This window comes from Cyclobacterium sp., assembly GCF_014762705.1.
Classification (GTDB): domain Bacteria; phylum Bacteroidota; class Bacteroidia; order Cytophagales; family Cyclobacteriaceae; genus Cyclobacterium.
Map to the genome: position 1 here is coordinate 16,890 of NZ_JABURL010000037.1, position 19,558 is coordinate 36,447.

The 19,558-nt window shown below is 43.1% G+C and carries 19 protein-coding genes; 11 read left to right on the forward strand and 8 right to left on the reverse strand.

The window, feature by feature from the left end; translation table 11 throughout:
* Nucleotides 1-122: 122 nt before the first annotated feature.
* Nucleotides 123-599, reverse strand: coding sequence for a DUF4168 domain-containing protein (locus HUJ21_RS07135; protein WP_291368257.1), 477 nt, complete (start codon nt 597-599; stop codon nt 123-125).
* Nucleotides 600-706: 107 nt separating this feature from the next.
* On the opposite strand from HUJ21_RS07135, the gene HUJ21_RS07140 reads away from it, so the two are divergent.
* Nucleotides 707-1,057 (forward strand): Spx/MgsR family RNA polymerase-binding regulatory protein, encoded by a 351-nt coding sequence (locus tag HUJ21_RS07140; RefSeq protein WP_291368258.1) that lies wholly within the window; start codon nt 707-709, stop codon nt 1,055-1,057.
* Nucleotides 1,058-1,066: 9 nt separating this feature from the next.
* Here HUJ21_RS07140 and HUJ21_RS07145 read toward each other — a convergent pair whose 3' ends face one another.
* The 3 genes from HUJ21_RS07145 to HUJ21_RS07155 all read right to left on the reverse strand — a co-directional run bounded on the left by HUJ21_RS07145 (nt 1,067) and on the right by HUJ21_RS07155 (nt 4,754).
* Complete coding sequence (locus tag HUJ21_RS07145) at nt 1,067-2,098, reverse strand: metallophosphoesterase (RefSeq protein ID WP_291368259.1); 1,032 nt, start codon at nt 2,096-2,098, stop codon at nt 1,067-1,069.
* Between the two features lie 9 nt (nt 2,099-2,107).
* The gene (locus HUJ21_RS07150) at nt 2,108-3,406 is read right to left on the reverse strand and encodes an amidohydrolase/deacetylase family metallohydrolase (RefSeq protein ID WP_291368260.1); all 1,299 of its coding nucleotides are present in this window, start codon (nt 3,404-3,406) and stop codon (nt 2,108-2,110) included.
* A 175-nt stretch (nt 3,407-3,581) separates the two neighbouring features.
* Nucleotides 3,582-4,754 carry a 2-isopropylmalate synthase gene (locus tag HUJ21_RS07155; protein WP_291368261.1) on the reverse strand — a complete coding sequence of 391 codons (1,173 nt, stop codon included), beginning with the start codon at nt 4,752-4,754 and terminating at the stop codon, nt 3,582-3,584.
* Nucleotides 4,755-4,894: 140 nt separating this feature from the next.
* On the opposite strand from HUJ21_RS07155, the gene HUJ21_RS07160 reads away from it, so the two are divergent.
* Nucleotides 4,895-6,454 carry a hypothetical protein gene (locus tag HUJ21_RS07160; RefSeq protein WP_291368262.1) on the forward strand — a complete coding sequence of 520 codons (1,560 nt, stop codon included), beginning with the start codon at nt 4,895-4,897 and terminating at the stop codon, nt 6,452-6,454.
* Between the two features lie 80 nt (nt 6,455-6,534).
* Here the strand turns inward: HUJ21_RS07160 and rpmF are convergent, their stop codons facing one another.
* The 4 genes from rpmF to HUJ21_RS07180 all read right to left on the reverse strand — a co-directional run bounded on the left by rpmF (nt 6,535) and on the right by HUJ21_RS07180 (nt 9,799).
* A complete protein-coding gene (gene rpmF, locus HUJ21_RS07165; RefSeq protein WP_162344242.1) occupies nt 6,535-6,726 on the reverse strand; it encodes a 50S ribosomal protein L32 in 192 nt (63 codons plus the stop codon).
* Nucleotides 6,727-6,744: 18 nt separating this feature from the next.
* Nucleotides 6,745-7,293: a DUF177 domain-containing protein gene (locus HUJ21_RS07170; protein ID WP_291368263.1), complete on the reverse strand. Its 549-nt coding sequence runs from the start codon at nt 7,291-7,293 to the stop codon at nt 6,745-6,747.
* Nucleotides 7,294-7,359: 66 nt separating this feature from the next.
* Nucleotides 7,360-8,382, reverse strand: coding sequence for a 4-hydroxythreonine-4-phosphate dehydrogenase PdxA (gene pdxA / locus HUJ21_RS07175; RefSeq protein ID WP_291368264.1), 1,023 nt, complete (start codon nt 8,380-8,382; stop codon nt 7,360-7,362).
* A 205-nt stretch (nt 8,383-8,587) separates the two neighbouring features.
* Nucleotides 8,588-9,799 (reverse strand): LysM peptidoglycan-binding domain-containing protein, encoded by a 1,212-nt coding sequence (locus HUJ21_RS07180; RefSeq protein ID WP_291368265.1) that lies wholly within the window; start codon nt 9,797-9,799, stop codon nt 8,588-8,590.
* Nucleotides 9,800-9,944: 145 nt separating this feature from the next.
* Between HUJ21_RS07180 and HUJ21_RS07185 the strand changes: the two genes are divergently transcribed.
* The 9 genes from HUJ21_RS07185 (at nt 9,945) to prfB (ending at nt 19,423) form a co-directional block, all read left to right on the forward strand.
* A complete protein-coding gene (locus HUJ21_RS07185) occupies nt 9,945-11,312 on the forward strand; it encodes an NfeD family protein (RefSeq protein WP_291368266.1) in 1,368 nt (455 codons plus the stop codon).
* An 88-nt stretch (nt 11,313-11,400) separates the two neighbouring features.
* Nucleotides 11,401-12,159, forward strand: a complete 759-nt coding sequence (locus HUJ21_RS07190) for a lysophospholipid acyltransferase family protein (protein ID WP_166151771.1) — start codon at nt 11,401-11,403, stop codon at nt 12,157-12,159.
* The gene (gene gatC, locus HUJ21_RS07195) at nt 12,156-12,443 is read left to right on the forward strand and encodes an Asp-tRNA(Asn)/Glu-tRNA(Gln) amidotransferase subunit GatC (protein ID WP_166151769.1); all 288 of its coding nucleotides are present in this window, start codon (nt 12,156-12,158) and stop codon (nt 12,441-12,443) included. Before HUJ21_RS07190 ends, gatC begins: the two co-directional genes overlap by 4 nt.
* Nucleotides 12,443-15,220 carry a tetratricopeptide repeat protein gene (locus HUJ21_RS07200; RefSeq protein ID WP_291368267.1) on the forward strand — a complete coding sequence of 926 codons (2,778 nt, stop codon included), beginning with the start codon at nt 12,443-12,445 and terminating at the stop codon, nt 15,218-15,220. The genes gatC and HUJ21_RS07200 overlap by 1 nt, the downstream gene beginning before the upstream one ends.
* 79 nt (nt 15,221-15,299) lie before the next feature.
* Nucleotides 15,300-16,016: an ABC transporter ATP-binding protein gene (locus HUJ21_RS07205; protein WP_291368268.1), complete on the forward strand. Its 717-nt coding sequence runs from the start codon at nt 15,300-15,302 to the stop codon at nt 16,014-16,016.
* Nucleotides 16,017-16,041: 25 nt separating this feature from the next.
* Entirely contained in the window at nt 16,042-16,590 is a 549-nt protein-coding gene (locus HUJ21_RS07210) for a cob(I)yrinic acid a,c-diamide adenosyltransferase (protein WP_291368269.1), read from the forward strand.
* 6 nt (nt 16,591-16,596) lie between these two features.
* A complete protein-coding gene (locus HUJ21_RS07215) occupies nt 16,597-17,664 on the forward strand; it encodes a branched-chain amino acid aminotransferase (RefSeq protein ID WP_291368270.1) in 1,068 nt (355 codons plus the stop codon).
* A gap of 37 nt (nt 17,665-17,701) precedes the next feature.
* Complete coding sequence (locus HUJ21_RS07220; protein ID WP_291368271.1) at nt 17,702-18,232, forward strand: hypothetical protein; 531 nt, start codon at nt 17,702-17,704, stop codon at nt 18,230-18,232.
* Between the two features lie 86 nt (nt 18,233-18,318).
* Nucleotides 18,319-19,423 (forward strand): peptide chain release factor 2 gene (gene prfB / locus HUJ21_RS07225; protein WP_291368273.1). Its coding sequence is split into 2 segments (ribosomal slippage): nt 18,319-18,378 and nt 18,380-19,423, totalling 1,104 coding nucleotides; the frame shifts between segments, so codons are not numbered across the junction.
* Nucleotides 19,424-19,558: the final 135 nt, after the last annotated feature.

Sequence of the window (19,558 nt, forward strand, 5' to 3'; positions counted from 1 at the left end):
CAATAAATACTGTCCAAGACCGGTAAGAAAAAAAATGAATTCTAGCTTGAAAAAATAAAAGGGGTATTTAAACCCCTTTTTAACTCCATTTGAATAATGATTGAATCAGGAAATGTCAGCTACTATTGGTTTTCAAGCTCTTCCATTTTGGCATCTACCTTTTCCTTCACTTTAGGACTCTGGTTGTAGGCGATGGACATTTCCTGGAATTTCTTGATTTCCATACCATTATCCGTGATATGTTTTTGTAACTTTTGCTGGCTCTCCTGCTGTACCTTCATGATCTCCTGACCGGCCTCGTTAAAGGTGGCTATTTCTTCAGGATCATCGGTGGCATCCATGATGTTGCCTTGTCGCTGAGCTTGCATTAATTCCTGAAATCTGGGAACTTCCATTCCCTTATCTTCCAAGATACCAACCATTTTGGTTTCCACTTCTGCCTGCATGGGAGCAAGAGATTGATTGATGCTGACAAACTGTTCGTATTCTTCATCCGTAAAATTGTCATTAACCTGTTGCTGTGCCACGGTTGCAAAGGCAAAGCAGGCGGAAAACAATATGGAAAAAAGAGATGCATTAAATAGTTTTGAATACGTCATGATTTGGTTTACTTTGTTACTGTAATTGATTTTCGAATATAAAGTTGCAATAAACGTTCCAAAATTATAAAATTTCCCTGTTAAAATTCGTTAAGTAGGAAAAAAAGATGAAAACCAAGATTTACGGCATAAAAAACTGCAACACGATGAAGAAAACCTTTGCCCTTTTCGAAGAGGCAGGCAAACCTTACGAATTTGTAGACTATAAGAAACAAAAACCCGATACCGCTTTGTTGGGGAAGTTTATTGATGAACTGGGATTGGAACAGGTTGTCAATAAGCGGGGGACAACCTTCAGGAAACTGGACGATGAGACAAAATCCGCAGCGGAAAGCAAGGCTACTGCCATCCCTTTATTGCAAGAAAAAAGCAGCATGATCAAAAGACCCATATTGGTTTTTGAAGATGGAAGCATGCAGGCCGGGCTGGATGAAGCTTCGATCAAAAGTAAGATTTGACAATAGCATTTAGCCATTGAATTTCTTATGGTCTGCGGTTTTCATGGGTAAAAAGTCAATTTCCAGGTAACCACCGGCGGCATTGGGCTGGGTGAGAAATTGTGGGGTGCTATTGAGCCAGTCGACCGTTTGCCTGTGAATATGTCCGGCAAAAATACCGAGCAGGTTTTCTGCCCCAAAAACCTCCTTGTGAAAATCCATGGTGGTTTGGCTATGGCCTTTTTCCGGCCATCTTTGTCTGCGTTCCAGTTCAAAATTCTTGTCATTTGCTGCTTTGTATTCAGGATGACCACAGCCATATCCCAGGCTTCGGCCAGGTGCATAAAGGGGAATGTGCATCATCAGTACCATAGGCAGGCCTTTTTTTAATTCTTGTTTGAAAAAATTAAGTTGTTCGGGTAAAATTTCATAATAGCTGTTGTCAATATTGACCACATTAATGCCTTTCACCATTTCAGCATACATTAAGGGGTCATTGCCTTTGTAAAGGGGCAGCAAGCGTTTTTCTATCCATGTATTTCTGAGTTCGTGCAGGCTTCCTTCCATGCCCTCGTAGTGCCAGTCATGGTTGCCACTGGAATAAAAGTAGGGGATATTCAGTTTGTTGAGCTTTTCATATGCCCATTCAATGGCGGCCTCAGAAGGGAAACTGAATAAATCTCCGGTCAGGGTAATGGCATCCGCCCCCGCTTCCCGGGCCAGATTCAGTGTTTGCTCAAAGGCTTCTTCAGGATGCGTAGTTTCTCCGGTAAGGAAATGGCGCGTCTCATTGTATGCTTTGGCCATTCGACCACTGAATTGCCGGTAAGGAGCACCTCTTTCATCGTCCCGCCAAAGATGGGTGTCTGTGATGTGCATGATTTTTACTGACTGCTTCAGCTGCGGTACATGGTATTCAATTTTATAGTCATTGATGCCTACGGCAAAGGGCTGTTTTTTATAGTTCACCCCTCTACCCTCAGCCTGTACACCTTCATGGATGCCCAGTCCAATGCCTGCGGAAAGCGCTCCTGCTTTTTGAAAGAAATGTCTTCTTTTCATGGTCTATTTTTATTCATCCCATAGGGGAGCGGTGAGGCCGTTCAGGTCCCAAACAACCTTCCCGGCTTTAATGGTGAGTTCGTTTTCAATTTTGTGCTTTCCTATCATTTTTCCTTCTCCGGTTTTCTCGGTAAAACCAAAATTGCCCTCAAGAACATTTAAAATGGCAATGTCTGCTTCAGCACCGACACTTAGATGTCCGAATTCCGGCCTGTTGATGACCTGGGCGGGTGTCCAGGTAGAGGCGGTAACCACTTCATTCAGGTTCATGCCCATGTTCAGGAATTTGGACATTACGTTGTTCATGTTTTTCATGCCACTCATGATACTGCTCATGTGGCTGTCGGTACTGATGGTGTTGGGTTTTAATCCTTGCTCCATGGCGGGAATAGCATGTTTGAAGGCAAAACTAGAACCTCCATGGCCTACATCGTAGACAATGCCCCTTTCCTGAGCGGCTTTGACAAAAGGCCTGAGGTTGCCTCCTAAATCGACGATAGCCTCTCTGCCAAAGCCTCCCCCACCAAATATGTGGGTATAAATATCTCCGGGCCTTAGTTTTTCCATAAACAAGGTTTCCAGGGAAAGGGGAGGGTTGGCTCCCCCGAAATCCACCATGACGGGAATGTTGGCCATTTTCCCGGCTTCCACCAGGCGATCAATCTGTTCCCACTGATGGCCGGAATAATGGGCTACTTTGATGCCTACGATATGATCTGCATATTGTCGGGCTACCATGGCAGTCATTTTGGGATCCATATCATTCAGGTTTTGCTCATAAGGCGACCCTTTCATGCCATGGCCCACAATATTGAGCATGGCCAATACCCGGGTCCGGACCCGGTCGATCACCTGCTCTTTAAATTGTCTGAAATTTCTCCATCCGGACCCTCCGGTATCCACCACGGTAGTCACGCCATAGGGAAAAGTAAATCCATCGGGATGAAGGGAATTGTAGCCATTGCTGTATTGTCCGTAGGGGTCTAATCCGTAAAAATTATGGGTATGGATATCCACCAGCCCCGGGCAAACATACAAGCCGCTGGCATTGATCACCTGGCCGGCCAATTCAGAAGCTATGTTTTTCTGGACCAGAGCGACCTGCTCCCCTTTAATGGCGATATCCATGGGTTCATCAATGTTATTTTTGGGGTCCATTAAATGGCCCCCTTTGATCAGGATATCATATTGCTGGGCAGCTAAAGGTAGGGTAAAGGCATAGATTAGTATAGGCAGAAGGCTGAATTTCAGCCAAAGGCTCATGCGGTTTTTTATTGAAACAAAGGGATTGTGGCTGGGCGAAATCATAAGTATTTTAATTTTTTAATTAAATTAAAAATTTGTCCGGCCAGTTGCAAGTTTTTTATGTTGATTGGCTGATAGCTGACAAAACGTGCTTTTTAAAAGGAAGGAAAAATTCATTTGGTTTCCTTTTTATTCGGGTAAAAAAAAAGGGAGATGCTTATCCCCCTTGATGAATTGTTCAGACCTCCTGATGTTGATTGATTCCCGCTTCAGCTATGATTTCGTGAATGTCCGTATCCAGGATTTCCTTTTTGACATCAGCATGGTCCAGAAAAATATGGTAAACCTTGTCCAGTTCCAGTTTGGTCAGGTTGTATCCTATTTTATGGGCGCGGTAAGCCAATGCAGCTCTGCCAGACCGGGCAGTAAGCACAATCATGGATTCATCCACACCCACTTCCAGGGGGTCGATGATCTCATAGGTTTCCCTGTTTTTGATCACCCCATCCTGGTGGATTCCGGAAGAGTGGGCAAAGGCATTGGTACCTACAATGGCTTTATTGGGTTGTACCAGCATACCCATCCTTTCTGCAACCAAACGGCTAATCGGATTCAGTAGTTTGGCATTGATACGATTGTGGACATTTAACCTTGGATGTTGTTTCATGATCATGGCTACTTCTTCCAGAGAAGTATTTCCTGCCCTTTCACCGATACCGTTGATGGTACATTCGATTTGCCTGGCACCATTCATCACAGCTGAAATAGAATTGGCGGTAGCCAAACCCAGATCGTTGTGGCAATGAGCGGAAATGATGACGTTTTCTATTCCTTTGACATGATCGCAGAGGTATTTTATTTTGGCACCATATTCATCGGGTAAACAATAGCCAGTGGTATCCGGAATATTTAAAACGGTGGCACCGGCCTTGATCGCTGCTTCACACACCCTTGCCAGGTACTCATTTTCTGTCCGGCCGGCATCCTCGGCATAAAATTCCACGTCTTCCACATATTTTTTGGCATGGGCCACTGCTTCAGCAGCCCATTCCAGAATACGCTCTCTGTTGCTCTTGAATTTATATTTGATATGGGAATCAGAGGTGCCGATTCCTGTATGTATTCTTGGTCTTTTGGCATACCTTAGGGCCTCGGCCGCTGTTTCAATATCATTTTTCACCCCCCGGGAGAGGCCGCAAACAATGGGTTCGGTTACATTTTTCGATATTTCTACCACCGATTTGAAATCCCCGGGGCTGGAGATGGGAAAACCCGCTTCGATCACATCTACTCCCAAAGCCTCCAGACGTTGGGCGATTTCGACCTTTTGTGGGGTGTTTAATTTACATCCGGGTACTTGTTCTCCGTCCCTTAAGGTAGTGTCAAAGATCAATACGTGATTGTCATCCATGCTCGTTTTGTTTTTATTAAAAACCAATGTAAAACCTTAGTGTGGGCATTGAAATTCGATTAACTTTATATGTCCGATACCTGAATAGTATAGAAACATTATAAAACACTGTAAATCAAATAAATAGAATATATTTATATATGATATCCAATTTTAGAAAAGATTTTCTCTTTGATTTGATTAGCAGCTTGTCCCCTTCTGAAAAGCGGAGTTTCAAGTTGTATGCCAAACGGCTTTCCTCTAATCAGGATGCCAAATTCCTGATACTTTTTGATGTGCTGGATAAAATGGATGAATATGATGAAGCCCTGCTGTTAAAAAAAGCACCCGTAGGCAAAAAGCAGTTGTCGAACATGAAGGGGCATTTGTACCAGCAGGTGCTTACCTCCCTTCGGCTCTTGTATGCAGACCGCAATGTAGAACTCCAGCTGAATGAACAGATTGATTTTGGCAGGATTTTGTTTAACAAGGGTTTGTACATGCAAAGCCTGAAGGTTTTGGATAAAGCAAAGCATGTGGCAGGGCAGTATGGGCTGGATACCGTGATGCTTCGTGTGGTGGAGATGGAAAAGGTGATCGAATCCCAGCACATTACCAGAAGTATAAGAAACAGGGCAGAACTCCTTGGGCAGGAATCATCGGAACTTTCTCACCGGGTAGATCTGAAAAATCGCTTTTCCAGCCTTTCTCTTCAATTGTACGGCATATATTTGAAAACAGGGTACATCAAGGACAAAGAGGGGAGACGGAAACTGGAAAATTTTTACCAAAGCAATATGCCTGATTACACACTTGCTGATCTGGGCTTTTACGAGAAAATGTACCTTTTTCAGGCCCAGGTGTGGTATTTTCATATTATCCAGGATTTCCCGCTTTGCTACAGGGCAGCACAGCATTGGGTGGATTTGTTCCATCAGTCCCCACACATGATCCGGGTGGCCACCGGCAATTACCTAAAGGCTTATCACTACCTGCTGGATACCCTTTTTTATTTGGGTTACTACGGTCGGTTTTCGGAAGTGTTGGATGAATTCAGGGCAAGCCTGAAGCAAGGTGATTTTGTGATGGATGACAACAGCCGGATTCTGGCATTTTTATACCTTTATTCCAACCTGCTCAACATTCATTTTTTAAAGGGGGAATTTTCAGAGGGCGTTAAGCAATTGGTGCCGGTTCTGATGAAGGAGATGCAGCCTATTAAAAATAAGTTGGATATTCACCACCTGATGGTTTTGCACTATAAAGTAGCCTGTCTATATTTTGGCCATGGGGACAATGAAAGGGCCATTTTTTACCTGGATCAGGTTATTGAAAACAATCAGGATGGCCTGCGGGAAGACCTGCAATGTTTTGCCCATATCCTGAAGTTAATCGCCAGTTATGAGGCAGGTCTGGATGAGAAGCTTGATGGGCAGATTCGAAATGTGTATCGGTTTTTGATCAAGATGGATGACTTGCACCAGGTTCAGAAAGAAATGATGCGTTTTGTCAGAAAGCTAAGCCGGATTTACGACCATGAGCTCAAAGGTGCATTTATTGACCTGAGGGAAAAGCTCAAAATTTATGAAAACCACCCCTTTGAAAAACGGGCTTTTTTATACCTGGATATCATTTCCTGGCTGGAAAGCAAAATCGAGAACATACCTGTTCAGCAGGTCATCCGGCAAAAATTCCTGGAAAAATCCCGTTTCGAAAAATGAATTGGAATTGGATTGTATAAAAAAATAAAAGCTGCCAGAGAAGTCATTTCCATGGCAGCTTTGAATTGAACCTGTATCAATCAGGCCAAAACCTCTTTTTCAATGATCACCTGGCCTTTGTAATATAATTTACCATCTAACCAAAATGCCCTGTGGGGCAGGTGAAACTCACCGGTTGTGGGGCATTGAGCCAGTCCAGGAGCATTTAATTTATAATGTGTCCTTCTTTTGTCTCGTCTTGTTTTGGAAATTTTCCTTTTAGGATGTGCCATATCTATGTGATTTTTAGATTATTCGTTATTTTTTAATTTTTTCAAAGCCTCCCAAAACGGGTTTTGGCCGGCCATATCGTCTTCTTTTTCTGCTTCGTTTCCAGCTGCGTATACAATCCAACCGTCATCGTCCGCTGATTCATCTTCTTCGGTCCTGTGGTCAGGATGGATCTTCTTCGCCGGAATGGCCAGCAGGATAAATTCATATATCAACTGTGCCACGTTAATACTCGGCGTATCTGGAGTAATCTGGAAAACCTCTTCATTGATTTCCTTTTCTTCCATACCGTATTTGTAAAGTATTTTATTCTTTACATCCAGGGCATGTTCAAACTTTTCCAGGCTGCGGTCACAGGTGAGACCTACCGTACCTGCAATGGAAAAATCCGCTTCGATAAGATTGGTTTTTCTATCCAGGCACACATCAACTTTAAGGTCAATTTGGTGAACCACATCTTTGATTTTTTCAAAGTGATCCAAAAACTCCCTGCCGATCTCAAAATTGAAATGATGCTCCCCCTCTTTCAATCGGATGATGTCGATATCGAATTTCCTTATGAATTTCATCTTCTGATTTAAGACCGCAAATTTAGATAATAATTTCTGATTAATAAAGTTCAGGCAAAATTAATTTCAACTGCCTGCTTCCCAATCCCCTTTCCTCCGGATGATATCGTGGGCCAGAAAAATGGCTGTACGCATGGAACCTTCATTTGCGGCATTTTTACCTGCAATATTATAAGCCGTTCCATGGTCCGGGCTTGTTCTGATGATGGGTAGGCCAGCAGTGAAATTTACCCCGTTTTCAAAGGATATTGTTTTAAATGGAATCAAGCCCTGGTCGTGATACATGGCCAATACCCCATCAAATTTCTTTTGATGCATCATACCGAAAAATCCATCTGAAGGATAAGGGCCAAAGACCAATTCCCCCCTCTCTTTAAATTCTTTGACCACCGGAAGGATAATCTCCTGTTCTTCGGTTCCCAAAAGACCATCCTCCCCTGCATGTGGATTCAGTCCCAAAACCGCAATTTTCGGTTTTGCAATACCAAAATCCTGCGTGAGGGATTTGAGCATGATTTTTAGCTTGCCTTTAATAGCCTCGGACGTAATGTTGGCAACTACCTCCTTTAAAGGAAGATGTCCCGTAACCAAGCCTATCCGCATGTCTTCAGAAACCATAAACATCAGGTTTTTTTTCGTTTCAAAGGCATCTGCCAGGTATTCTGTATGCCCTATGAAAGGGGTTTCCGCACTGTTGATATTGCTTTTATTTAAGGGAGCCGTAACCAGGGCATCAAGGTGTTGACTTTTCAAGTCTACGATGGCCTGGTCCAGGGCGGCCAGGGCCATATTGCCGGCCTCTCTGGTCTCTACGCCCGGCATGACTTCAGGAGATTCCTGGACCACATTGATGACGTTGGTTTTTTTATGGTGGATTTCTTCTATACTTTTTATCTGCATAAAATTGAAATCATTCATTTCCATTATTTTCCTGTAATAGGTAATGGCTTTACCGTGTCCGTAGATTACCGGGGTGACCATTTTTTGCAACCTGCTGTCCTGTAAGGCTTTCATGGTTACCTCCGCACCAATTCCATTGATGTCTCCAATGCTGATGCCAATTACGGGTTTGTTTTTTTTAATATTCATGCGCTATAAAAACATGGGTGTCTGTTGCTGAAATGTTATTCCTGCCAATTTAAACATTAAAATTTTATCCCTTATCAAACTTCCTTTCTATCTATTAAGGCAGGTTTAAAACAGGATCACTGGCAAAATCAATATGCCTTGACCGGGTGGGTCTGTTGAAAAACCGGGAAGAAGGTGTGAAAAGTCCCGGTTTTTAAGATTTTATTCAATAAGATACCTCTACCCTGAAGCGGGAATTAACCGCTTTGAGCTGGTCAAAAGCAGCCTTTGAAACCTTGATCAGCAGCTTGTTGTTGTCACCGGTCTCGGGAAGTACCCCCACCACTCTGGCAAAAACAGTAACGTCATTCTCTTCATTTCTGATCCTCATGATGGTGCCAACAGGGGCCGTCCGGTGAAGTGCGAGGTATTTTTTGTGGTTACCAGTCCCTTCAATTACCTCTGCCTGTCCGCTTTCCTTGACATTTCTGAATGCTGTTGAGGTACTTACATTGCTCGTGCGGGACGAGGTCGAAGAAGAACTTCCGGAGGAGGAAGGAATGCTTTTTGCCTCCGGGCGGGGATTTTCTGGTGTTGCTTTTGTGGTATTGTTTTTAGGTGCCGGCAATTGGCTAACGGGAATATTTGGGTTGACTTCCCTTCCCACTTTGAGCGTTTGTCCTATGGAAAGATTATTGGAAGAAAGACCGTTCCACTGAATAAGATCCTCTACCCGGGAATCATATTTTCTGGCTATGGCAAACAAAGTTTCGCCCTGAGCTACCTGATGTGAAATCCAGTTGCCCTCAGGAGATACCAGGTTTTTGGTGTCGGGCGTTTTTTTGGCTTCACTCACAGGGGATTCATTTTTACCCGGTGTATCTTCAGTGTTTTTTTTCGGTTTTATTTTTTCCGGTTTATTGCTTACCTTTTCATTAGTCACTGCCACGGTCTGATCGGCCAATTCTGCTGTCTCTTCAATTTTTTCTTTGGCAACAGGCTCCGTTTTTTCCCCTAGTCCTTTGATGATCAGGGCTTGGCCGACGCTTAGGTCATTTCCTTTCAGGTCATTCCATTCCATCAATTCTTCTATCTCCACCTGATAACTTTTGGAAATGGAGAAAAGCGTTTCTCCGGGGATTACCTTGTGAATTTTGGCATCTTTGGAAACTGTCACCTTTTCCACAAAAGGAACCCGAATGCGCTGCCCTGATTTTAACCCGGCTTTCAGGTTATCGTTGCTTTGTACAATATCTCCTACGGGGGCGCCGTATCGCCTCGATATCGCAAAGAGGGTTTCCTGGGGCTCTACCTGATGGATGATATAGGATTTTTCCCCCTCACGCTCTATTCCTACCGAGTCAATGGATACCAATATATTGCCTTCAGAAGGCAAAGCGATACCAATTAACCCCAAAATCAAAATCCAGTACTTCATGTTATTACAGTTTTCTGACAATAATTACCCAAACTTGATGCAAATTTGATATTTATTTTATCAATTGCAACTCCATTTTATACCAATACGGGCTTTCATTGTTTTTATTGGTATATTCAAACGGAAATAATAAATCTAACAAAAAATGAAATTGGTATTTCGATTAATGCTTTATGCATTCGCAGGGTTTCTTGGAGGTATTGAAGTTTTGGCGCAGGAAGGCGAGTTGGTAGATTCTTTGAAAACGGTTTATGTTTTTGAAATGAAAAGCGATATAGATCCCAGAATGACCAGGAAGGTAAAACTGGCATTGGAGGATGCCAGCAAAAGGAATGCAGACATGATCATCGTGCATATGGATACTTATGGAGGAGCGGTCACTGATGCAGATGAAATCCGTACCCTGTTTCTGGAATCCCCAATTCCTATCCATTCCTTTATTGATAAAGATGCTGCTTCTGCCGGAGCATTGATTTCCATAGCCTGCGACAGCATTTACATGGCCAGAGGAGGAAGTATAGGGGCCGCAACCGTGGTGATGGGTGGTACTGGAGAAGCTGCTCCTGATAAATACCAGTCCTACATGCGGTCCATTATGCGGAGTACAGCAGAGGCCTCTGGTCGCGACCCTCGAATAGCAGAAGCCATGGTAGATGAGAATATTGAAATTGAAGGGATTTCCAAAGAGGGGGAAGTGGTGACTTTTTCTGTCTCCGAAGCCATTCAGTATGGATTTTGCGAAGCAGAAGTTTCCTCCATCAACGAAATAGTAGCGCGTAACGGCATCGAAAATTTTGAAATATATTATTATTCCCCCTCGGTAGTGGAGGATATCATCGCTTTTTTTCTAAATCCCGCCGTAAGTGGCTTTTTAATTCTGATCATTTTTGCCGGGATTTATTTTGAAATCCAAACCCCGGGGATTGGATTTCCTTTGGCTGCCAGTGCCCTGGCAGTGCTGCTTTATTTTATCCCTTATTACCTCACCGGTCTGGCCAGCAACCTGGAACTGGTGATTTTTGTAGTCGGCATTATCCTGCTGGCCGTGGAGATATTTGTTGTACCGGGTTTTGGGGTTTTTGGCATACTGGGAATAATCTGTGTTTTGGCCGGACTCACCATGGGCATGCTCCCCAATGAGCAGTTTGATTTTACTTTTGTAAGTTCAGGGAAATTGTTTGCGGCTTTATTGACCGTGATTCTTTCTGCAATTGTGGCTACCGTATTAATTTTTACCTTAACACCTAAGATCAATCAATGGGAAAGCTTTAGTAGAATTTCTTTGTCCACCACCCAACAAAAAACGGAAGGATATACCTCTTCTTTTTACAGCAGTGAAATGTTGGGAAAAAAGGGGATCTCTCATACCCGGCTGATGCCGAGTGGGAAAGTGCTGATTGATGATGAAATGTATGATGCTTATTCCAGAGGAGAATTTATTGATAAGGGCGAACAAATTCAGGTAATCAGTACAGAAGGGACTTCCCTGAGGGTCAAAAAAATTACGGGTTGAACAACAAAGACACATATACCAAAACAATCTCAAAGCCGTCAGGTAAATTGGTTTTAATTAAATTCCGGGATCCAAACGCCTTGTTTTTATGAATAAAGTGATAAGAAGGATTTATTCCATTTATGGAAGTATTGTATTTATCATGACTTTTTTGGTTTTGTTTCCGGTTTTTGTTTTCACCATAGAATTTCCAAATAAAAAAGCGCAGGGAAGAAAGTTGAACAGGGTTTGGTCAAAGGTGTTTTTTGGTTTGCTGTTTTTTAAGGTGAAAATAGAGAACCTGCACCATTTCAGGAAAGGGAGCCAATTTGTAATCGTCTCCAATCACTTTTCTTATCTGGATATCCCGGTGCTGGGATTGATTCCATTTGATCTGGTCTTTATTGGTAAAAGTTCCCTGGCCAAAGTCCCTATTTTCGGGTATATGTTTAAAAACCTGCATATCTCTGTCAACAGGAACAGCTTAAAGAGCCGGGGAGTATCCATATTGAAGGCAAAGGAAGCATTGGATCAGAAAAGCAGTGTTGTATTTTTCCCGGAGGGCGGGATATCCAGCCAACAACCTCCGAATATGGCCAGATTCAAAGATGGAGCGTTTAAAGTGGCTTTGGACAAACAAATTCCGATAATTCCTATCACTTTATCTTACAATCACTTAATTTTGCCCGATGATGGCCGTTTTTTGTTGCGGTACAAACCTGTAAAAGTGGTCATCCACCCCCCTGTGGCTGTGGAGGGTTTGGATCAGAAGGATGTAGGATGGCTGAAAGAAAAATGCTTCCAAATCATCCAGGATCAGTTATGGAAAGATAATGCCTCAATGGAATTTAAAAAAATGAATACATGAAGTTAGATACCAATTCCCTTAAGAAAATCGCTCATTTGGCTAGACTCGAATTTGACGAAAAGGGAGCAAAGAAAATGACCAAAGACATGACCCAGATATTGGATTGGGTGGAAAAATTGAATGAATTGGACACCTCAAAAGTGGAACCATTAATCACCATGTCTTCTGAAGAAAACATCATGAGGGAGGATGTGGTAGGTGAGCACCTGGATCATGAGAAAGGGTTGAAAAATGCTCCTCAGAGAGATTCGGATTACTTTCGTGTTCCAAAGGTAATGGAATAATGCACCAACAGTTGTGGAGAAAGACCATCCTGACCATTGTATTGTTTGTCCTCCTGCTTTCAGGTATCGGTATTTTGATCCTGGACCTTGATGGGTTTAAAACACTTCCACTCTCAATTGCCACTGGCTTGGAAACGATTACGGTACCCCTTGGAGACTTTTTTACGGGTACTGGTTTTATCCGGTTAAACACACAGAATTTTTTGCTTTTTGAGCGTTTCGTTGCTGGTGAAGTCGAGCAATATCCTATTCTCACCCAGTGGCTTGGGATTTTAACCTGGTTATTATTGTTGGTATATGTGTGGTTGATTACCCTGGTCAGGCGAAATGCTTTCCTATTGGGTGCCGGCTTGTTGGTTTTCATGTTGACCATAAGTGGTGTAAACAGCCTTAACATCGGAGGGGTAGGGACGAATTATGGTCTTGTGATTTGCCTGGTGTTTTTATTGCTACCGATAGCTTTGATCCATCTTTTTTTCGAAAACCTTTCGTTAGGATTACGCGCATTAATCGTTTTCGGATCCGGGCTTGGTTGCCTGGTTCTATTGATTTTTCTTGCCAATGCACCATATCCCACGTTATTGTTTTCTGAGAATATTTCCCTCATGGCCATGAGCATGGCTGCTGGTTACCTGGTATATACCGGTCAATCATTGATATCGGGGATTTACCTGTTATTGGCCAGGATGAACCGCGGCGTAAGCATTAAAATTGGCTGGCATTTTGCCGTTTTGGGTACCGCCTACCTGATGCTGCTTGGATTAATGCTTTTGGATATTACCGGCAGCATTAATGGCTGGCCCCTTCCTCCATTTGAACTTCTTCTTTTAATTGTGGGGCTGGTGGGATACTTCGATGTATATCATAAAATCAACAACCATCCCCAACCTTTTGCATTTGCCTGGGTAGGTAAATTATTTTACCTGACAGGACTTGCCATGTGCCTGCTGCTGATCTTTAAAGGTAAGGTCACCCTTAATACACCCATGCTGGATTTCCTGCAACACATTTTCATTTATAGTCAATTGGGTTTTGGCCTGCTTTTTTTCTTATACATCTGGGTGAATTTTTCAGGTATTCTAAACAGCGGCACAGCCGTGGAAAGAATTGTTTACAAGCCTCCTTTTTTTCCTTATTTCCATATGCGTTTGGGGGGCTTTCTAAGTTTATTGATTTTCCTGGTATATGCCGACGGTATTGTGGCCATACAATTCAGTACTTCTTCCACCCAATTTTCGGCCGATTATTACCTGGCAAGCAAGCGTCCCGTAGAGGCTACGGTACTGTATGAAAATGCCTTTGAAAGATACCGTAAAAACGAAAAGGCACTTTTTGTCAGTGCCCAATTGTATTTGGACCAAAATCAACCAACATTGGCACAAAACACCCTTCTGAGGAGTTTTGAAGAGAATCCACAGGTACCTGATATAATTTTGTTAAGTGAGTTGCTGGAAAAGCGGAAACGGGTGAATGAGTCCATTTATTACCTGGAAGAAGGATTAACCTATTACCCTTCAAATCCTTATCTTTCCAATAACCTGGCTTTGATTTATCATCAAATGAACCGTCCGGACGATGCATTAAGGGTTTTGGCAAACATGAAAGGGGAGGAATCCACCCGAGGACTCAATCAGTTGGGGGTTAAAATTTTTCATGGAAAAGAGGTGAAGGAAAATGATTTTGAAAATGCTGCATTAAAAGATAAGATAAACTTGCTGGCTTACGCCAATGTCATTGGTGAGGCGGCTGGGTTTGATCTTCCTGTTGACAGCATCAGGCAGGGTGGGAATTTGGTAAACCAGGCCATGTTGCGCAATCAGTTTACCGCTTTGAAGGAAGACAATGTGCCTGCTGAATACTTTGAAATCATTGATACATTACTCCAGAAGCAAGTGCCCTCCCTCAATCAGGAAGAAAGTATCAGGGAATCTGGGTTGGTACTTGCCTACAAAAGTGGCAGGGTGAATGATTTGCTCAGAAGATTGAATGGCATGGCTTTTCGCTTCAACAAGAATGCAGGGTATTATCATGCTTTTGCAGGTTGGGTCCTTTCCAGGGAGGGGGATTTTAAAAAAGCTGCCATAGAGTGGAATCAGGCTGCCTTAAAGGGCTTTTCTCAATTTACCCCAGCTCATTTGCCTTACCTTTATTTTGGCGGGATGCAAGAGGAAGCGCTATTTGTATCAGGAACGCAGGGGGTCGATTTTCCCGTTTGGATGAGATTTGACGGCGAAAGGCAATTGATCCACAATGATACGGTCAAATTTTATCAGGCACTGGCAAGCTTGCCGGAAATGCTTGGAAGGGAACTGCTTCCTGCCCTTGAAGGATTGGAAACAAGCGCTCACCGGGCTTTTTTGGCAAGGGAAATGCTGCTGAAAAAAGGACACTGGTTTTCTCATGAGCGGCTGGATAGTTTGTTGGAATTGACCCTGGATCAGGAGTTTTTCAGGGAGGAAGCCACTTTTTTAACCGATTATGTCAACCAGATTAAGGGGGCGGATAGTGTAAAAGACAATCCGGATTTTTCAGCTGCACAAAATGCCTATTTAACGCCTTTGGTTCTGGCAGGTTTAGCAACTCTTTCTGATGATGAGGACAGGTATGCCCTATTACAGGAAGCCAGCCAATTTAACAGAGATCCCTTGTTATGGATTGAATTGGTCAGGTATTGCCGGATAATTGGACTAGACCAATACGCCAGCAGTAACCTTGCTTTGATGGCGGAATGGATAGGGCCGGAAGATTTAACTGAATTGCAACTGGAGTACTTCTGAATCCATTGGTATAATTTAACACTAAGGATTCCGGTTTTTGGCCATAATCTCCTATCTTCACACTTTAAATTATTTTATTATGCCAGAAATCATTAAAACCAAGGAAATCCGGAAAATTTATCGCATGGGATCGGAGGAAGTCCATGCCCTGGAATCTGTAAGTATTAAAGTGGATAGGGGAGAATACGTGGCATTTATGGGGCCTTCAGGATCGGGCAAATCCACTTTAATGAACATTATCGGTTGTTTGGATACACCCACCTCTGGCCAGTACATTCTGAATAGCAAGGATGTCAGCGATATGAGTGAAAATGAATTGGCAGAGATCAGAAACAAAGAAATTGGATTTGTTTTCCAGACCTTTAATTTACTTCCCAGGGCTACTTGTCTGGACAACGTGGCCCTTCCCCTGATTTATGCGGGATATAACAAAACGGAAAGGGAGGAAAAAGCGTTTCTTGCTTTGAAAAGTGTGGGTTTGGATGACAGGATCCACCACAAGCCCAATGAGCTTTCCGGTGGTCAAAGGCAAAGAGTGGCCATAGCCAGGGCATTGGTCAATGATCCAAGTATTATCCTGGCTGATGAGCCCACGGGCAACCTGGACTCTAAAACTTCCTATGATATCATGGACTTATTTCATGAATTGCATCAAAAGGGAAATACCATTATCATGGTTACCCATGAAGATGATATTGCCCATTATGCACACAGGGTAATCCGGTTAAGGGATGGATTGGTAGAATCAGATGAAGTCAATCCCAATCCTACAATTGTTGATAAATCAGTGGTCTAAACCACATATCTCCAGATCAAAATTTATGAAAATCTACACCAAAACGGGAGATAGAGGAGAAACTTCCCTTTTAGGAGGGACCAGGGTAAACAAGTCCCACTTGCGTATTGATGCCTATGGTACCATAGACGAACTCAATGCTCACCTTGGCTTATTGCGTGATCAGGAAGCCAATGAAAAGCGTAAGGACGAGCTTTATTTTATCCAGGACAGGTTGTTTGTGATAGGAGCCCTTTTGGCAAGTGATCCGGAAAAAGCACAGGTCAGAAAACCTGAATTTACGGCAAAGGATATCGCATTCCTTGAAAATAAAATAGATGCCATGGAAGCTGAGCTGCCTGCTTTAAGGAATTTTATCATTCCTGGTGGACATCCGGTAGTTTCCATGGCCCATATTGCAAGAACTGTATGCAGGAGGGCAGAACGATGTGTGGTCCTTTTGATGGAAGTCTCAACCGTGGAAGCGCTGGTACTGGAATTTATCAACAGGCTTTCCGATTACTTTTTTGTTTTGAGCAGACAATTGGCAGTTGAATTAAATGTAAGTGAAATCACCTGGAAACCAGGGAATTGATCAGTTATGAATAAGACTTTAACGATTAATATCAATAAATCGAAGCATTCAAAATTGGAAACTACCAATTTTGATGAACTGTCCTTCGGGCAAATCATCAGTGACCACATGTTTGTGGCAGAGTATAAAGACGGAGAATGGCAGGATCTTAGGATCGAACCTTATGGTCCCTTACAAATTAATCCGGCCAATGCCACCTTGCATTATGGGCAGTCGGTTTTCGAGGGGTTGAAAGCCTATAGAAATGAGGCAGGAGAAATTCTCGTTTTCAGAGGTGATGCCAATCAGCGAAGGCTCAATGAATCTGCCCAAAGGATGTGTATCCCAGAGGTTCCGGAAGAAATTTTCATGGAAGGCATGAGGAAACTTCTGGAGGTGGATAAGGATTGGATTCCCAAACAAGCCGGATGCTCACTTTACATTCGCCCTTTTATATTTGCAGCGGATGATTATCTGGGAATAAGGCCATCCAACAATTACAAATTCATGATCCTTACCTCCCCTGTGGGGAATTATTATTCCAAACCGGTAGCAGTGAAGGTAGAAACCCAGTATGCCAGAGCTGTTGAAGGGGGTACCGGTGCGGCAAAAGCAGCAGGTAATTACGCAGGCTCCCTCTTTCCCGCTCGAAAAGCCCAGAAAGAAGGTTACGATCAGTTGCTTTGGACAGATGGTAAAACACACCAATACATAGAAGAAAGTGGCACCATGAACGTGATGTTCGTGATTGATGGTACCCTTATTACAGCCCCTATCAGCACTGGAACCATTTTAAAAGGCATTACCAGGGATAGTGTGTTGATTTTGGCCAAGGAGATGGGAATGCCTGTTGAAGAACGTTTTTTGACTGTTTCTGAACTGGAAGATGCGCTCCTTTCCGGAAGATTGGAAGAGGCCTTTGGTACGGGTACGGCAGCTACTGTCGCGTTTATCAGACTGATCAATATTCACAATAAGGATTATGTGCTGCCGGAGAAGGCAGCCGGAGCTTTTTCCGACAGGGTCTTAAAACAGCTTGATGATATCAAATATGGGAAAGTAGCCGATGATCATGGTTGGATAATGAAAATTTAATCCTTCCTAATCGAGCTAAGTAGAATAATTTTTACCTATGCGGTTCAAAAAAAGTGCCTTTTCAGTAATCCTGTTGTTTTGCCTGATCCATGCAGACTTGTTAGCTCAGAATTACCTGATTCTACAGCGGGGAAAAAATGAAAAAAGCAGGTTAACCTATGAAGTTGGCGAATCCATCATGTATTTACAAAAGGGGTTGGACTACTACATTGAGGATGTGATCCGGGAGATTAAGCAGGACGTAATCGTGTTGGAGGAAAATGTATTGGCCATTGATCAGATTGAGGCCATTGATGTTCGTGACAAAGATCCCAGAAATCAAACTTTGTCCAATATGAGTCTGCTGCCCATGGCGGCGGGAGGATTATTGCTTTTTGCAGGAGGGGTCAATAGTTTGTATGCGGACCAAACTATCAGCTATGAACCAGGTGTATTGGTTATCTCCGGGTCTTTGATTGGCGGTGGTTTGTTGCTTCAGCCCCTGAGGTATAGGAAATTCAAAAATAAAGGTAAAAATAAATTGCAGGTTATAGCCTTGGAGGAACTGGAAGACGGGAAGGAACAATAGGCCTTTTTATTGGTGAAATAGGTAATTTGAGGGAAATTGCCGAAATTTGACTTTTATATTCAATCATAAAACAAGAGAAAGCAACTATGACAACAGATCAGTTGAAAGACTTGAAGGCCCGTATTTTGGCCTTGAGGAGGTATCTTTGACTACGACCGGAAGAAAGCGGAAATAGAAGAATTTGAAGCCATTTCGGCCCAGCCAGATTTTTGGAATGATCCGGAAGAGGCAGAAAAAATGATGAAACAAATACAGGCAAGAAAAGCCTGGACCAGTCAGTTTGAAAATGTGGACACCGGAGTACAGGATCTGGATGTATTGTATGAATTTTACAGTGCCGGGGAGGTTTCTGAAGAGGAAATAACAGCTGAGTACCAAAAGAATTTACATAAAGTAGAGGATCTGGAGCTCAAGAAAATGCTTGGTAGTGAAGAGGACCAACTGAATGCGATGTTGGAAATCAATCCCGGAGCAGGTGGAACGGAAAGCAATGACTGGGCATCCATTCTGCTCCGCATGTATATCATGTGGGGAGAGAAAAATGGTTATAAAGTAAAAGAGGTTGATCTGCAGGAAGGCGAAGTGGCCGGAATCAAATCAGCGACTCTGGAATTTGAAGGCCCTTTGGCTTATGGTTTCCTCAAATCAGAATCCGGCGTGCACCGGTTGGTGAGGATATCTCCCTTTGATAGTGGAGGGAGGCGGCATACCTCTTTTGCTTCGGTGTATGTTTATCCCGTGGTAGATGACACCATCAAGATTGAGATTAATCCTTCAGATGTGGAATTCCACACCTCCCGTTCAGGAGGAGCTGGAGGTCAGAATGTAAATAAGGTGGAAACCAAAGTTCAACTCACCCATAAACCCACCGGGATTGTCGTGGTTTGCCAGGCAGAAAGGTCTCAACTAGGGAACCGGGAAAAAGCAATGCAGATGTTGAAATCAAGGTTATACCAGCGGGAAATGGAAAAGCGGAATGAAGAAAGGGCTAAAGTGGAATCCGGGAAAATGAAAATTGATTTCGGATCCCAGATCAGGAACTACGTTTTGCATCCGTATAAATTGGTGAAAGATGCCAGAACAGCACATGAAACTTCAGATGTACAAACTGTCCTGGATGGAGGGCTTAATGACTTCATTAAAGCCTATCTGCTTGCACAAAGTGAGGAGGAAGTAAAAGACAAAGAATAAAATTCAATCTAAGGACCTGTTTATATCAGGTCCTTTTTACTTTTTTTGATTTTAGACCCACACATAATAACTTCTTTATCGCACCCCATATCTCAATTCATCACCACTTCGTCTACCATGAGCCAGGCCTTGCTG